Here is a 15,312-nt window from a genome sequence, read left to right on the forward strand (position 1 = left end):
ATGACGCTCTTCCTGCTGATCGCCGTCGTCGTCCTGGCACTCGCCGTGGCCTTCCTCTTTCTGATGAATCTCGCGCTCGCCCGAGAGATCGGGCGTGTGCAGGTGCGCCTCGGTCCGCTGGGCGCGCGGATGATGGACAACGGCCCGCGTGTCGCGGAGGCCGGCCCCGCGTTCGCCGGGCTGACGGATCATCTCGGCCGCAGCGTCAGCGTCGCCGGGCACCGCGACCGTGCCCAGCTGCTGATGTTCACGGGGCCCAAATGCTCGACGTGCAAGAGCCTGCTCCCCGGCCTCAAGGCGCTCGCGAAGGCCGAGCGCAAGGAGCTGGAGGTTGTGCTGATCTCGGATGGCACACCCGAGGAGCACGAGGCGTTCCTTGCCGCGGCCGGCATCCGAGACGAGTTCTCGTACGTCGACGCGCGCGATGTGGGTATCGCCTATCAGGTCGGCACCACGCCCTACGGCGTTGTCCTCGACGAGCACGGCAAGATCCGGGCCAAGGGGCTGTGCAACCAGATGGCGCATGTCGAGAGCCTGCTCAACGCGCTCGAGACGGGCACCCCGTCCCTGCAGCACCTGCACGAGCACGCGAAGGCGCGCGCTGCCGCGGCGCCCGCATCCGAGCTGATCGCGCGCTGAGCGCGACGATCACGTAGACCTCGCACCACCGAACGTGAGAAAGGAGATCGACCGACATGACGGAGAACCAGTACCCGATCGATGAATCGGCCATGCAAGAGCAGATCGACTGGATGGCAGGCCGGGGCGGCAGCATGATCGGCCGCGTCGGGCGCAGGATGTCCGAGACGACGTCGCGCCGCTCGATGCTCGGGGCCCTGGGCCGGTGGGGGATCGGGGCCGCCGGAGTGGCTCTCATCGCGAGCCTCCCGGTGACGCGCGCCGACCTCGCGGCCGCCGCCATACCGTCCCACCGACCGGCGGCCGGTGGCGACGAGCTCTTCCCGGCGTTCGACGAGACGGGCGACACATCGACCTGCGAGTACTGGCGCTGGTGCAACATGGACGGCACCCCGTGCACCTCCTGTGCCGGAGGCGGCCTGACCACGTGCGCGCCGGGGTCGAAGCCGGGCGCGGAGTTCTGGGTGGGCTGCTGCACCAATCCTGACGACGGCAAGACATACCTCATCGCCTACTACGACTGCTGTGGCGCTCCGGGGTGCTCCAACACGTTCTGCGGCGAGCCCGACAACCAGGCGATCATGTACAACCCCGTCGCCGGCTCGTTCGACCAGGAGATCATCTGGTGCGTCTCGGACGAATCGCAGGCCTACACCTGCACCATGGCGCCGATCATCGGCACCGACTGCCAAGTGGCGCCCTCCGCGCGCCCCAAGGTCGGAGCGGGGTCGCGATGAGCGCGCGTCGCACCGTCGTCCTTCCCGCCGTCGTGCTGCTCGGCACGACCGTCGCCCTCACGGGATGCATCGCGACCGCGGGCGCATCCGAGGGGGAGTCGAAGGAGAAGCCGGCGGGTTACGTGGAACTCCCGGACCAGCCCTGGACCCCCGCGGACGAGGACACCCCTCTCGGCGGCGAGGACGAGGAGATCCCCTCGGCCGATGCGATCCCCGAGAAGCTGCACGTGAGCAAGATCGATCCGATCGGCGAGGACGAGATCCTGCTGATGGGCGAGGGATGGGGGCTGGAGATCAGCTCTCAGGTGATCGACCCGGCGACCGGGGAGGCGACGGCGAAGTTCACGACGGGACCGGGTATCTGGGATCCCGTGATCCACGCGTTCGTCGGGGAGGATCCCGATGACCCGGCGGTGCTCGCGCAGGAGGTCTGGCGACCGCGCGGATCGCGGGGCGCGGCGGAGTTCACGATTTCGACGTACTCCGGTGACCTCCTCACACCCGACGAGATCGTGATGCCCGACTACACGCGATCGCACTCGCGCTGGGGGTCGAGCGACCTCACGCAGGACGGTCGGTACCTCGTGTTCTGGGATGACGCCCTCTACGGCCCGCGCATCTACGACCTGGAAGAGGGAGAGGAGACCGGAGCGCTGGCGATCCCGGAATGCGGACCCTTCGCCTGGGTCGTCGAGCGCACCGTCTACTCCGTGTGCGAGCGCGACCGGGAGCTGATCGAGCTCACGATCAAAAAGGACGGATCCCTCGCGGAGGCGGGGCGCGAGAAGGTGCTGCCCGCCGACTTCGTCAGCAACCGCCATGCCAGCATCGCTCATGACGCCGGCAAGGCTCTGCTGGTCTCCGCCAACGGAGACGTCTTCGTGTTCGACTTCGGCGACGGCCTTCCCACCGCTCAGCAGAAGCCGATCGGCAACGCGGGCCAGGACTCGGGGCGCTTCGACCAGTTCGTGCTCAACGTCGACGCCACGAGCATGGTGATCAGTTACACGGACTCCGAGATCCACCCCGACTCCGTCAACGGCGGCGACGAGGTGCGTCTGATCGTGTCGGACCCCGAGACGTTCGCGCCCCTGGCCGACCTGAGCCTGGAATCGATGAAGCTCGCATCGCTCGATGCCTTCGGGTACTCGGTAGACGGCGCGACGCTGTATGTCGTCGGGTCGACGGCCGATGAGAAGCTCGAGATCGTGGGCTTCGATGCGCTCACCGGCGCGGAGAAGTCGCGCTCGACGATCGACAACTTCACCGATTCGCCGTCGCGCATCATCACCCCGCGGGTGATGGGATGAACCGCTCCGGAGCCGGTCTGCTGGATGTGCGGACGAGTCGTCGCGGAGTCCTCCGCCTGGGCGCCCTCGGCGTCGGAGCATGGGGACTCGGGTCGCTGGGACTGGGCCTGACAGGATGCGCGCCGCAGACCCCTGCACCGGCGGCCGGTTCCGGATACGACTTCATCCTCCCGCATGACCCCGAGGTGGCGGCGGCCGAGGCCGCCCGGACGAGCAGCGGCCGCACCGCGGCCTTCGCTCTCGCAGCGGGCGCTGCGGTCGTCGATCTCGCAGGACGCAAGGCCACCACGTGGGCCTATGGCGGTGAAGCGGTCGCGCCCGTGCTGCGCGCCTCGCGCGGCGACCGGATGCACGTCGCGGTGACGAACGCGCTGCCGGAGGAGACCACGCTGCACTGGCACGGGATCCGCATCCGCAACGACATGGACGGCGCCGCACCCACCACGCAGGATCCGATCGCCGCGAACGGCGGCACCTTCGACTACGACTTCGTGGTCCCGGATCCGGGCACCCACTGGTACCACTCGCACAGCGGACTGCAGGCGGACCGCGGTCTGTTCGGCGCGCTGATCGTCGAGGACCCGGACGACCGGACCGGGGTGGATGCGGACGCCGTGATCGTGATCGACGACTGGGTCGACGGCCTCGGCACAACACCGGATGCCGTGCTGGCCGCGCTCAACCCGGCGTTGGCGGGTGCGCACGGCGGACACGGCGGCCATGCCGCCCAGACCGCCTCGCCCGCGCCGACTCCCGAGGGGGCGGCCCTCACGTTGGCCGCCGATCTCGTGTCGCAGGGGCACGGCGACTCGGGGGCGCTCGGCGGAATGACTCAGCACATCTCCTATCCGCTGCACCTGATCAACGGGCGCCCACCCGAGGACCCGGCGGTGATCGACGCTGTCGCCGGTCAGAGGCTGCGTCTGCGCGTGATCAACGCCGCCGCCGAGACCCCGTATCGTCTCGCCGTCGGCGGTCACGAGCTCACGGTGGTGGCCGTGGACGGCTTCGACACCCGGCCCCAGAAGGCGGACACCGTGATCGTGGGGATGGCGCAGCGCGTCGACGTGATCGTGACGGTCCGTTCGGGCGCCTGGCCGGTGGTGGCGAGCGTCGAGGGACGGCCGGGGCATGCGGCCACGATCCTGAAGACGAACGACGCGATGCCCTTCTCGGGGCCGCTTCCCACGCGACTCGACGAGCACAGCCGCCACCTCGTGATGGAGAGCGAGCTGCGTCCCGCCGAATCCGGTGTGCTCGACACCCGACCACCCGACCGCGACTACCGGGTGGAGCTCATCCAGGCGGGCGATCGGTACGCCTGGGGCATCGCAGGTGACGACGCCGGCGCGCTCGTGATGAAGCAGGGCGAGCGGATCCGCATCACGATGACGAACTCGACGCCGATGTGGCATCCGATGCACACGCACGGGCACACCTTCGCCGTTCCCCAGTACGGGGGCCTCCGGCGGGACACCGTGATCTCGCTTCCGGGGTCGCAGCTCGCCATCGAGTTCGATGCCGACAACCCGGGCGAGTGGATGTTCCACTGCCACAACGCCTACCACTTCGAAGCAGGCATGACGACGAACCTGCGCTACATCCGATGAAAGGACACCCCATGACGAACCCGCGCTCCCTCCTCCGCCCCGCCGTCGGGATGCTGCTCGCCGGGACGTTCGTCCTCGCCGGGTGCGCCGCGACCCCTGCCGCCGCCGGAGGGGACGACAGCGAGGCGGATGTCACCATCACCGTCACCGACATGTCGTACCAGCCGGCCGAGGTCACCATTCACCCGGGCGACACGGTCGAGTGGGTCTTCGATGACGGGGGTCTGCCGCACGACGTCTCCGGTCTCGACGAGATGGAGGGGGTGCTGCAGAGCGACCTGATGACGGAAGGCACCTTCACCTTCACGTTCGATGAGGCCGGCACCTACACCTACACGTGCACCCCGCACCCGATGATGCTCGGCACGGTCGTCGTCGAGGCGCCCTGAGTCCCGCTCGCCCCGAGAAGAGAACATGCGACGCCCTGTGCCGACCCTCATCGCCGCCGCGGTCTCCCTCCTCACCGCGACCGGCCTGGTCGCCTGCACGATCGGGGGCGCGGGACAGACCGAGGGAGCGCTGGCCGCGAGCCACGAGCACGCCGGTCACACCCCCTCGACCCACACGGTCGCGATTCGCGATCTCGCCTTCACCCCCTCCGAGATCGAGGTGGCGGCCGGTGACACCGTCGCGTGGAGCTTCGACGACGAGGGCATGCTCCATCACGTCGAGGCGACCGACGGCGAGTTCGAGAGTCCCATCCAGGGCGAGGGCTCCTTCTCCGCGACCTTCGAGGAGCCGGGCGAGCACCGCTACGTGTGCTCGATCCATCCCTACATGACCGGCGTCGTCCGGATCCGCTGACGAACCATCCCGGGCCGAACGGCACCGGCATCCACCCCTGAAAGAAGGAGGAACCAATGACGACCATCGAGACATCGCTGCTCTCCGGCCTGTCGCACCCCGTGCTGCAGACCGACCTCCCCGCCTTGCGGCCGACGGTGCGCCAGAGCGTGCCGATCCGTGTGCGCGCGATTCTGCCGATCACCGCCGCCCTCGCGGGAGCCGGTGCCGCCCTCGCGGTCGCGCCGGGCGCCGGGACGGCACTGACCGCCTCCGTCGTCGGCACGGCGCTGCTCACGGCGATCGCGGCGAACTGGTCGACGTGCGGCATGTCGGTTGCCGGCGTTGTGGCGGCACCGAAGCAGCCCGACCGCGCGGGCGGATCGACACCGGTGCGTCGGCTCGGTTGGCACGCGCTCGGATCGGTGCTCACCGGCGCCCCGACCGGGGCCGCGATCGGGGCGATCGGAATGGCGCTGTCCGCGGTGATCGCTCCCGGCTGGGCACTCGTCGTGTGGGCGCTCGTGGCCGTGCTGTACGGTCTGCACGAGCTCGGAGCGCTGCGCATGCCCACTCCGATGCGGCGCCGGCAGCTGCCCCGTCACCTGCGGCGCACGATGGCGCCGCGGGCGGTCTCGTTCCTGTATGGCGCGATCATCGGCCCCGGCTTCCTGATCTTCATCCGGTCCAGCGCGTACTACCTGCTCGTGGCGGGCGTGATCCTCGCGGGCAGTCCGCTGCTCGGAGCCACGCTGTTCACGGTGGTGTCGCTCGGCCGCTGCCTGCCCAGCGTCGCCGCCATCCTGCACACGCGTGCGGGTGGCACGATGCCCGGTTTCCTGTCCGCGATGTGCCTCGTCGACCGGCGCGTGCAGGCCATCACCGGCGCCGGCCTCATCGGGCTGGCTGCTTTCGCACTGGTGGCGCTCATCTCCTGACCGCGGCGCCCGGCGCCAGGCCGGATGGATGCCCGGTGGACCTGTGTCCACCGGGCATCTCCGTGTGCGCGACATACATCTCGCGGCGGATGTCCGCCACGCGCGGGGCGACGACCATGTTCGTATGCGGAAGACAAGGGGCCTTGCTCCGGCGACGGTGATGATCCTGTGCGGGCTTCTCGCGGGGTGTGCCGCCGCTCCGGATGCCGAGGACCGGCTGCTGGCGGCCGTGCACACGAAGTCGGTCACGCTCTCGGAGGTCTTCGACGACGTCGCCTGGGAGTCGCTCTACGTGGTGTGCCCGTACCAATCGCGCGAGACCACCGCCGCCGCGCTCGGTGTCGATTCCGCCTCCGTCCCTGACCTCTCGGACGATGATTCGCGGCAGGTGGTGCTGCTGCTCGACGGGGGAGAGGTGGTGCGGCAGCTGCCGCTCGCACGGACCGCCCTCGATCTGTGTGCCCTGTCGTCGGTCACGCCGCCGATCATCGCCGGCGAGACCGACACCGTGATGTTCTCGGAGGCCGAGGGAATCTGGCGCGCCGAGCGCGTTGCGCCCGATCCGTCATAGGCGCTGCGCCGAGACCCAGGCCCGAAGACGACAGCGCCCCCGGTCCGAAGACCGGGGGCGCTGGGAGGCGATCAGAGTCAGTGACCCGACTCGAGTTCACGCGGGCTGGGGCCGTACTCGTGCAGCTCGTGGTTCTGGTGGGCCACGGCCGAGTCGAGCTCAGTCTGCGTCAGCGGCGTGAGGCGGTCCTCGAAGAACCAGCGCGACAGACCGGCACGCAGCTTCTCGCCGAAGGGGATCTTGCCCTGGTCGTTGGGACGCAGGACGAGCGGAGCGTAGTTCTCCACGTCGACCAGCTTCCAGCGGTCGTACACGTTCACCGGGCGGTGCACCTCGCGGTACTCGCCGCCGGGCATGCGCACGATGCGACCCGACTCGTATCCGTGCAGGGCGATCTCGCGATCCTTCTTCTGCAGTGCCAGGGCGATGCGCTTCGTGATGAAGTACACGACCACCGGCATCAGGATGAGCGAGATCTGCAGGAAGCGGATCACGCCCTCCATCGTGAGCATGAAGTGCGTCGCGATGATGTCCGACGAGGCAGCGGCCCACAGGATCGCGTAGAAGACGACGCCGGCGGCGCCGATCGCGGTGCGGGTCGCGGCGTTGCGCGGACGCTGGGCGATGTGGTGCTCGCGCTTGTCGCCCGTGATCCACGCCTCGATGAAGGGGTAGATCGCGACGAGCACGATGAACAGACCGAGCACGATGACCGGGATCAGGATGCCGAGCGACAGCGTGAAGTTTCCGAGCTGGATGTCCCAGTTCGAGGGAGCCAGACGCAGCGCGCCATCCGCGAAGCCGATGTACCAGTCGGGCTGGGTGCCGGCCGACACGGGGGACGGGTCGTAGGGACCGTACGCCCAGATCGGGTTGATCTGCACCAGCGACGCGATCAGCACGACGGTGCCGAACACGATGAAGAAGAAGCCACCCATCTTGGCCATGTAGACGGGCACCATCGGGTAGCCGACGACGTTGCCGTTCGTGCGGCCGGGGCCGGCGAACTGGGTGTGCTTGTTCACGATCATGAGCAGCAGGTGCACGGCGACGAGCGCGATGACCAGCAGCGGCAGGATCAGGATGTGCAGCGTGTAGAGGCGGCCGACGATCGCGTTGCCCGGGAACTCGCCACCGAAGAACAGGAACGAGGTCCAGGTGCCGATGATCGGCAGACCCTTGATGAGGCCGTCGATGATGCGGAGGCCGTTGCCCGACAGCAGGTCGTCGGGGAGCGAGTAGCCCGTGAAGCCCTCGGCCATCACGAGGATGAAAAGCACGAAGCCGATCACCCAGTTGAGCTCGCGCGGCTTGCGGAACGCGCCGGTGAAGAACACGCGGAGCATGTGCACGCCGATGCCGGCCACGAAGACCAGGGCGGCCCAGTGGTGGATCTGGCGGACCAGGAGGCCGCCTCGCACGTCGAAGGAGATGCGCAGGGTCGACTCGAGCGCCGACGACATCGCGATGCCGCGCATGGGCTCGAACGCGCCCGTGTAGTGGGTCTCGGCCATCGACGCCTGGAAGAAGAACGTCAGGAAGGTGCCGGACAGCAGCACGACGACGAACGACCAGAGCGCGATCTCGCCGAGCATAAACGACCAGTGGTCGGGGAAGACCTTGCGGCCGAGAGCCTTCACGAAGCCGGAGATGCTCGTGCGCTCGTCGAGGTAGTTGGCTGCGGCGGAGACGAACTTGCCGCCGAGCGGTGCCTCCGCCTCGGTCTTCTCAGGGGCAGTAGTGGTGCTCATCAATGACGCTCCCAGAAGCTCGGGCCGACGGGTTCGTGGAAGTCGCTCTGGGCGATGAGGTAGCCCTCAGCGTCGACGGTGATCGGCAGCTGCGGCAGCGGGCGGGCCGCCGGGCCGAAGATGACCTTGGCGTGCTCCGTCACGTCGAACTGCGACTGGTGGCAGGGGCACAGCAGGTGGTGCGTCTGCTGCTCGTACAGGGCGACGGGGCAGCCGACGTGGGTGCAGACCTTGGAGTAGGCGACGATGCCGTCGTACGACCAGGACTTGCGGTCCTCTTCCTCCTTGAGCTGCTCGGGGAGCAGACGCATGAGGAGGACGATCGCCTTGGCCTTCTCATTGAGCATGCCCTCGTTGTGGCCGAGCTCGAGGAGGTTCTCGGGGATGACGTGGAACGCCGAGCCGATGGTGACGTCCGAGGCCTTGATCGGGACGCCTGTGGGGTCGCGCACCAGGCGCACATCCTTGTCCCACAGAGTCTGGTTGAGCAGCGCCACCGGGTCGCCCGCGATGGGGTTGTCGGGCGTGGAATGCGGGGCCAGGCCGCGGAACAGCGTGATGCCGGGGAGGATCGACGCGCCGACTGCCGCGAAGAGCGAGTTGCGGATCATCTTGCGACGACCGAAGCCCGACTCCTCGTTGGCGAGACGCAGCGAGTCGACGACGGCGGTGCGCGTCTCCTCGGAGCCTCGAGTGCCGTGACGCTCCTCGACGTACTCCTTGTCGCTCATCAGCGCCTTGGACCAGTGGATCGCGCCCACGCCGATGGCGAGGAGGGCGGCGGCGATGCCGAGACCGATCCAGAGGTTGTTGTAGCGGATCGACGAGGCGGATCCGTCCTCGATCGGGAACAGCATGTAGGCGGCGACGGCCCACAGGCTCGCAGCGACCGACACGTAGAACAGCGTGTAGACCACGCGGTTCGCCATGCGCTCGGCACGGGGGTCCTTGTCGGTGATGCGGGTGCGGTGCGGCGGCAGACCGGGGTTCTGCACCGGGTCGGCGACCGAGACGGCCAGGCCGGGGTGGGCCTTGTAGGCCTCCACCTCGTGCGCGTCGGTGTCGTGAGCCATGGGGTTCCTCGTCACGTCTTCTTCGTTGGTCATGCTCAGCGGCTCAGTTCGACTTCGCCGTGATCCACACGGTGATCGCGATCAGCGCGCCGATGCCGAAGATCCACACGAAGAGACCTTCCGACACGGGGCCGAGCGAGCCGATGGTGAATCCGCCGGTCGCGGGCTGCTCCTGCTGGTAGAGCAGTGCCGAGATGATGTCGCGCTTGTCCTCGGGGGTGAGGTTCATGTCGCTGAACACGGGCATGTTCTGGGGACCGGTGACCATCGCCGCGTACATGTGCAGCGCGCTGGTGTCCTGGATGTCCGGGGCGTACTTGCCCTCGGTGAGCGCGCCACCGGCGGCGGCCACGTTGTGGCACATCGCGCAGTTGATGCGGAAGAGCTCGGCGCCTCGAGCGATGTCGCCTTCGCCGTCCAGGTAGTGCTCGTCGGGGAACTCAGGGCCGGGAGCCGAGTCCTGCACGAACTCGCCGATCGCGAGGATCTGCTCCTCCGTGAACTGGACGGGCTTCTGCGGAGCCTGGACATCCTGACGCTGCATCGGCATGCGGCCGGTGGCCATCTGGAAGTGCACCGCGAGCTCGCCCACGCCGTCGAGTGACGGACCGTTCGGGGTGCCCTCGAGGTTCATGCCATGGCAGGTGGCGCAGTTGGCCTGGAACAGCTTCTCGCCGTCCTCCGCCGTCAGCGCGGTCTGCACCTTGGTCTCGCTGGTGGCTGCCACCGCGGCCGTCGCGCCGGCGTACACGCCGCCGGAGATGAGCAGGCCGATGCCGATGAGGGCAGCGGCGGCAAGGGGGGAGCGTCGGCCGTTGGAGCGGCTCTTCTTCTCTCGTGCCATAAGGGTGATGTAGCTCCGCTCTTACTTGAGGAAGTAGATGACAAAGAACAGCGCGATCCACACGACATCGACGAAGTGCCAGTAGTAGGACACGACGATGGCGGTGACGGCTTCCTTGTGACGGGCGCGCTTGACCGCGTAGAAACGGCCGATCGTGAGGAGGAACGCGACCAGGCCACCGGTCACGTGCAGGGCGTGGAAGCCCGTCGTGAGGTAGAAGGCCGACGCGTACGAGTCGGAGCTGATCGGCATGCCCTCCGACACCAGGGTGGTGTACTCCCACACCTGGCCGGAGACGAAGAACGCGCCCAGGGCGAAGGACACCCAGAACCACGGCACAACGCCCCAGTCGATGAGGCGCTGCACGAAGGCGTTCTTGAAGCGCACGCCCTCGGCCGAGAAGACGCCGAGCTGGCAGGTCACACTCGACAGCACCAGGATGATCGTGTTGACCAGCGCGAAGGGCACGTTCAGGAGGGCGCTTCGCTCAGCCCACAGCTCCGGCGACGTGCTGCGGAGCGTGAAGTAGATGGCGAACAGGCCCGCGAAGAACATGACCTCGCTGCCGAGCCAGACGATCGTGCCGACGGCGACGGTGTCGGGTCGCTTCACTGTTCTGGGAGCCGGGGCGAACGTAGCTGGTGCAGTCACCCGACCATTATTGCCGATCTCGCGGCGGGTTTTCGGCAACTTCGACACCGCGTCGAAATTGTCTCGCTCGGATCCGGCTGAGCGGGGGTGATGAAAGCCCCGTGAATCCGCCTGACTAGGATCGCTCGTATGGCGGAACCCACCTGGGCGGATGTGCTCACGACTCTTCTCTCTCGCACGAATCTCAGCGTGTCGGAAGCCACCTGGGCCATGCGCGAGGTGATGGAGGGCCGTGCGACGCCGGCGCAGCTGGGCGGCTTCCTGCTCGCCCTGCGCGCCAAGGGCGAGTCGGTCGAAGAGGTCATCGGGTTCCGCGACGCGATCCTCGATGCGGCCGTTCCGCTCGATGTCGACCCGAACGTGCTCGATATCGTCGGCACCGGCGGCGATCGCTTCGGCACCGTCAACATCTCCTCCACCGCGTCGATCGTCATCGCCGCGACGGGAGTCCCGGTCGTCAAGCACGGCAACAAGGCGGCGAGCTCGAAGTCGGGCTCGTCCGACGTGCTCAGCGCTCTGGGCATCGATCTGCGCCTCCCGTCCGGCGCGGTTGCCGAGGTGCTCGACCGCGCCGGCATCACGTTCGCGTGGGCGGCGGCGTTCCACCCGGGCTTCCGCCACGCCGGCACCGTGCGCGCCGAGCTCGGCGTGCCCACGGTCTTCAACTTCCTCGGGCCCCTCGTGAACCCGGCCCGCGCCGAGGCCAATGCGGTCGGTGTGGCCAATCCCGATGTGGTGCCGCTCATCACGGGTGTGTTCCGCACGCGCGGCGCGACGGCGCTGGTGTTCCGGGGCGAGGACGGTCTCGACGAGCTCACCACCACCGGCTACAGCCGCATCTGGGAGGTCTCGCGCGGAGACGTGCACGAGTTCGACATCCATCCGCGCGATGTGGGTCTGCCCGCATCGAAGATGGACGATCTGCTCGGCGGCGACCCGGACCACAACGCGGACGTGCTGCGCCGCACGCTCTCGGGTGAGCAGGGCCCCGTGCGCGACATCGTGCTTCTGAACGCCGCGGCGGGCATGGTGGCCTATCGTCTCGCGCAGGATCCGATGCAGATGCAGCGCGGTATGGTCGAGCGCCTCGTCGAGGCACTCGGCGACGCGGCGGCCGCGATCGACGACGGTCGTGCGACGGCGAAGCTCGAGGCCTGGATCTCGGCCTCCCGCGAGCTGGGCGCCACGGCCGGGGCCTGATGCCATGGATCCGATCGAGGCGCTGAACGAGATCGCATTCCTCCTCGAGCGCGAGCGCGCGTCGAAGTTCAAGGCGAAGGCCTTCCGCACGGCCGCTGCGGCGGTGGCGGTGCTCGACGAGGATGCCCGGACGGATCCGGACCGCCTGCGGAGGGCGAAGGGCATCGGCGATTCGACGTTCGCCGTGATCGAGCAGGCGCTGGCGGGGCAGGTCCCCGACTACCTGCGGGATCTGCGCGAGCGCCTGGGCGACGAGAGGAAGTCCGAGTTGCGAGGGCTGCTGCGCGGCGACCTGCACTCCCACAGCGAGTGGTCGGACGGCACAACGCCGATCGACCAGATGGTCGCCGCAGCCCGGGCGCTGGGGCACGAGTACCTCGCGCTCACCGATCACTCGCCGCGATTGAAGGTCGCACGCGGGCTCTCACCCGAGCGACTGCGGCAGCAGCTGGAGATCGTGCCGCAGTTCGAGTTCAACGACTTCTCGCTGCTCAGCGGCATCGAGGTCGACATCCTCAGCGACGGCTCGCTCGACCAGGAGCCGGCCCTGCTGGATGAACTCGACATCGTCGTGGCATCGGCCCATTCCGAGCTGCGTATGGAGTCGGCGGCGATGACGCGGCGACTGGTGGCAGCCGTGTCGAACCCGCACGTGACGGTGCTCGGGCACGTGACGGGCCAGCTCGTCTCCGGATCGCGCGGCACGCGCCCGCAGTCGACCTTCGACCCCCGAGCGGTGTTCAAGGCGTGCGCAGAACACGGCGTGGCCGTCGAGATCAACTCCCGCCCCGAGCGCATGGATCCGCCGGACGAGCTCATCGCGCTGGCGATGGAGATCGGATGCCTCTTCGCGATCGACAGCGATGCTCACGCGCCGGGGCAGCTCTCGCTGATCGACCACGGCGCCGAGCGGGCCGAGCGGCTCGGCGTGCCGGTCGAGCGCATCGTCACCACCTGGCCCCTCGCTCGGCTGCGCGCCTGGGCGTGGGGAGCATGACGCGAGCGGGAACCGCAGCGGCGGGCCGGGCGCTCCCATGGCTGGTCGTGTCGGGTGTTCTCGTGGCCGCGCTCAGCCTGCGTGGGCCGATCCTGTCAGTCACACCGGTGCTGAGGGACATCGCCCGCGACTACGAGCTCGACGGGGCGACGGCCTCGCTGCTGACCACGTTCCCCGTACTGATGTTCGCGGCCATCACACCGCTCGCGGCAATCGCGATCCGGCGTGCCGGTGCCGAGCTGGCGCTGCTGGCCTGTCTCATCGGCGTCGCCGTCGGCACGCTCATCCGGGCCGTCCCCGGCTTCGGATGGATGATCACCGGGATGATCGTGATCGGCGCGAGCATCACGATCGGCAACGTGGTCATCCCGGTGATCATCGGCCGCGATGTGCCGGCGCCGCGCGTCGCGACGGTGACGGCGGCATACACGGCTGCGCTGAACGGCGGGTCCCTGCTGACGACGCTCACCACCGCGGGTATCGCGGAGGCCACCGGCTGGTCTGTCGCGCTGCTGCTGTGGGGCGTGCTCACGCTGCTCGGGATCGGGCTCTGGGCGCTTCACCTGTGGCGTGACCGGATCCCCGGCGTGCGCTGGGACGAGCGCGCGTCCGGCGGCGTGGTGCGATCCGAGGCGGTGATGCTGACGGGTCCGGTTCCGGTGATGGGCCGCCGCGGCGACGTCGTCCGCAATCCGACCGTGTGGCTGCTGGTGGCCGCGTTCGGCTGCCAGTCGGCGGGCTACTACGGGATGTCGACCTGGCTTCCGGCGATGCTCGGCGACATGACCGGATCCGGGCCCGCCGGGGCGGGGGCGCTGGCGTCGATCTTCCAGGGTGTCGCGATCGTCGGGGCGTTCATCGTGCCGGCCCTGGCGCGGTGGCTGCCGCTGGCGGTGCCCGCCGGCGTGGTGGCGGCCTGCTGGATCGCACTGTCGACGGGCATGCTGCTCGCACCGGAGCTCTTCCCGCTGTGGGTGTCGCTCGGAGGTGTCGCGCACGCGGGCGGCTTCGTGGTGATCTTCACCGTGATGGTGGGCATCGCCCGGTCGGACGCCGAGGCCGCCGCGATGTCGGCGCTGGTGCAGGGCGCCGCCTACCTGGTGGGTGCGGCGAGCGGACCCGTGCTGGGTGCGGTGCACGACGCGACCGGCGCGTGGACCGCGCCGCTGACCATCACGCTGTCGCTTGCGCTGGGGTTCACCATCTGCCTGATGACGGCGGTGGCGCGCGTCCGGCGCTGACCGGGATCAGCCGTGCGAAGCGCTCGCCAGAGCGGTGAGGGCGCGCTCCATGGCGCTGCCGAGGTTCCAGCGCTCGGCGAACTCGCGCGCGCGGTCGACCGCGGCCTCATCGAGTGCGGGGATCGCGTCGGCGATCTCCCCGAGGGCGAGATCGGTCGCGACGGCGACCACCTTCGGCGCCACGTCGAGGTAATCGGCCGCCTCGGCGAACTTGGCCCGTACGCCTGCGGACATCCCCTCTCCGGCAACGGCGGCGGCGCGGATGCCCGCCAGGTCGCCGTGGGCGGCGAGGAGGCTGGCGGCGCTCTTCTCGCCGACGCCCTTGACGCCCGGAAGACCGTCTGAGGCGTCACCGCGCATGGTGGCGAAGTCGGCGTATTGCGCGGCGTGGACGCCGTACTTCGCCACCACCACCTCGTCGGTGACGATCTCGAGGTTGCTCATGCCGCGTGCCGTGTAGACGACGCGCACATCGCGCTCGTCGTCGACGAGCTGGAACAGGTCACGGTCGCCCGTGACGATGTCGACCGGCAGCGTCGCGCGGGTGGCGAGCGTGCCGATGACGTCGTCGGCCTCGTGCTCGGGGGCGCCGATGGTGGCGATGCCGAGGATCGCGAGGGCCTCGCGGATGAGCGGGATCTGCGTCTCCAGGGGATCCGGAACCTCTTCGACATCCGGACCGGCGGCGACCACCTCGACGACGCGATGCGCCTTGTACGAGGGGATCAGGTCGACGCGCCACTGCGGACGCCAGTCGTCGTCCCAGCACGCCACGAGGTGCGTGGGCTCGTACAGGGTGACGAGCTTCGCGATGATGTCGAGCAGCCCGCGCACGGCGTTCACCGATGTGCCGTCGGCCGCGCGCACCTTGTCGGGCACCCCGTAGAAGGCCCGGAAGTAGAGGGACGCGGTATCGAGCAGCATCAGGCGCGAGGTCACGGGGATCAGTCTGTCAGGTGGGTCGGAC

16 protein-coding genes are annotated in these 15,312 nt (G+C 69.0%); 11 read left to right on the forward strand and 5 right to left on the reverse strand.

The annotated features are described in order from the left end of the window. The 8 genes from J5V96_RS14705 to J5V96_RS14740 all read left to right on the forward strand — a co-directional run bounded on the left by J5V96_RS14705 (position 1) and on the right by J5V96_RS14740 (position 6,588). Positions 1-639: a redoxin domain-containing protein gene (locus tag J5V96_RS14705; RefSeq protein ID WP_208504697.1), complete on the forward strand. Its 639-nt coding sequence runs from the start codon at positions 1-3 to the stop codon at positions 637-639. 56 nt (positions 640-695) lie between these two features. Continuing rightward, the gene (locus J5V96_RS14710) at positions 696-1,376 is read left to right on the forward strand and encodes a methylamine dehydrogenase light chain (RefSeq protein WP_208504699.1); all 681 of its coding nucleotides are present in this window, start codon (positions 696-698) and stop codon (positions 1,374-1,376) included. Beyond that, positions 1,373-2,686 carry a hypothetical protein gene (locus J5V96_RS14715; protein ID WP_208504701.1) on the forward strand — a complete coding sequence of 438 codons (1,314 nt, stop codon included), beginning with the start codon at positions 1,373-1,375 and terminating at the stop codon, positions 2,684-2,686. Before J5V96_RS14710 ends, J5V96_RS14715 begins: the two co-directional genes overlap by 4 nt. Continuing rightward, positions 2,683-4,296, forward strand: coding sequence for a multicopper oxidase family protein (locus J5V96_RS14720; protein WP_208504704.1), 1,614 nt, complete (start codon positions 2,683-2,685; stop codon positions 4,294-4,296). Before J5V96_RS14715 ends, J5V96_RS14720 begins: the two co-directional genes overlap by 4 nt. An 11-nt stretch (positions 4,297-4,307) precedes the next feature. Beyond that, complete coding sequence (locus tag J5V96_RS14725; protein WP_208504706.1) at positions 4,308-4,685, forward strand: cupredoxin domain-containing protein; 378 nt, start codon at positions 4,308-4,310, stop codon at positions 4,683-4,685. A gap of 25 nt (positions 4,686-4,710) precedes the next feature. Beyond that, positions 4,711-5,100, forward strand: a complete 390-nt coding sequence (locus J5V96_RS14730) for a cupredoxin domain-containing protein (protein WP_208504708.1) — start codon at positions 4,711-4,713, stop codon at positions 5,098-5,100. 56 nt (positions 5,101-5,156) lie between these two features. Then, complete coding sequence (locus J5V96_RS14735) at positions 5,157-6,017, forward strand: hypothetical protein (RefSeq protein WP_208504710.1); 861 nt, start codon at positions 5,157-5,159, stop codon at positions 6,015-6,017. A 124-nt stretch (positions 6,018-6,141) separates the two neighbouring features. Then, complete coding sequence (locus J5V96_RS14740; RefSeq protein WP_208504712.1) at positions 6,142-6,588, forward strand: hypothetical protein; 447 nt, start codon at positions 6,142-6,144, stop codon at positions 6,586-6,588. A 77-nt stretch (positions 6,589-6,665) separates the two neighbouring features. Here the strand turns inward: J5V96_RS14740 and qcrB are convergent, their stop codons facing one another. From qcrB to ctaE, 4 genes are read right to left on the reverse strand one after another with little or no spacing between them, the layout of a single operon-like run. After that, positions 6,666-8,339 (reverse strand): cytochrome bc1 complex cytochrome b subunit, encoded by a 1,674-nt coding sequence (qcrB, locus tag J5V96_RS14745; protein WP_208504714.1) that lies wholly within the window; start codon positions 8,337-8,339, stop codon positions 6,666-6,668. Further along, positions 8,339-9,412 carry a cytochrome bc1 complex Rieske iron-sulfur subunit gene (gene qcrA, locus J5V96_RS14750; RefSeq protein WP_208504722.1) on the reverse strand — a complete coding sequence of 358 codons (1,074 nt, stop codon included), beginning with the start codon at positions 9,410-9,412 and terminating at the stop codon, positions 8,339-8,341. The genes qcrB and qcrA overlap by 1 nt, the downstream gene beginning before the upstream one ends. 43 nt (positions 9,413-9,455) lie before the next feature. Continuing rightward, complete coding sequence (gene qcrC, locus J5V96_RS14755) at positions 9,456-10,256, reverse strand: cytochrome bc1 complex diheme cytochrome c subunit (RefSeq protein WP_208504724.1); 801 nt, start codon at positions 10,254-10,256, stop codon at positions 9,456-9,458. Between the two features lie 21 nt (positions 10,257-10,277). Then, positions 10,278-10,907, reverse strand: a complete 630-nt coding sequence (gene ctaE, locus J5V96_RS14760; RefSeq protein WP_208504726.1) for an aa3-type cytochrome oxidase subunit III — start codon at positions 10,905-10,907, stop codon at positions 10,278-10,280. 129 nt (positions 10,908-11,036) lie between these two features. Between ctaE and trpD the strand changes: the two genes are divergently transcribed. The 3 genes from trpD to J5V96_RS14775 are packed head-to-tail and all read left to right on the forward strand — an operon-like array spanning position 11,037 to position 14,345. Continuing rightward, positions 11,037-12,107, forward strand: coding sequence for an anthranilate phosphoribosyltransferase (trpD, locus tag J5V96_RS14765; protein WP_208504728.1), 1,071 nt, complete (start codon positions 11,037-11,039; stop codon positions 12,105-12,107). A gap of 4 nt (positions 12,108-12,111) precedes the next feature. After that, a complete protein-coding gene (locus J5V96_RS14770) occupies positions 12,112-13,104 on the forward strand; it encodes a PHP domain-containing protein (protein ID WP_208504730.1) in 993 nt (330 codons plus the stop codon). After that, positions 13,101-14,345, forward strand: a complete 1,245-nt coding sequence (locus tag J5V96_RS14775; RefSeq protein WP_208504732.1) for an MFS transporter — start codon at positions 13,101-13,103, stop codon at positions 14,343-14,345. Before J5V96_RS14770 ends, J5V96_RS14775 begins: the two co-directional genes overlap by 4 nt. Positions 14,346-14,351: 6 nt before the next feature. On the opposite strand, the gene J5V96_RS14780 is transcribed toward J5V96_RS14775, so the two are convergent. Beyond that, positions 14,352-15,284 carry a 5'-3' exonuclease gene (locus J5V96_RS14780; RefSeq protein WP_208504734.1) on the reverse strand — a complete coding sequence of 311 codons (933 nt, stop codon included), beginning with the start codon at positions 15,282-15,284 and terminating at the stop codon, positions 14,352-14,354. Between the last annotated feature and the right edge of the window lie 28 nt (positions 15,285-15,312).

Source organism: Microbacterium stercoris (assembly GCF_017592545.1).
Lineage (GTDB): Bacteria > Actinomycetota > Actinomycetes > Actinomycetales > Microbacteriaceae > Microbacterium > Microbacterium stercoris.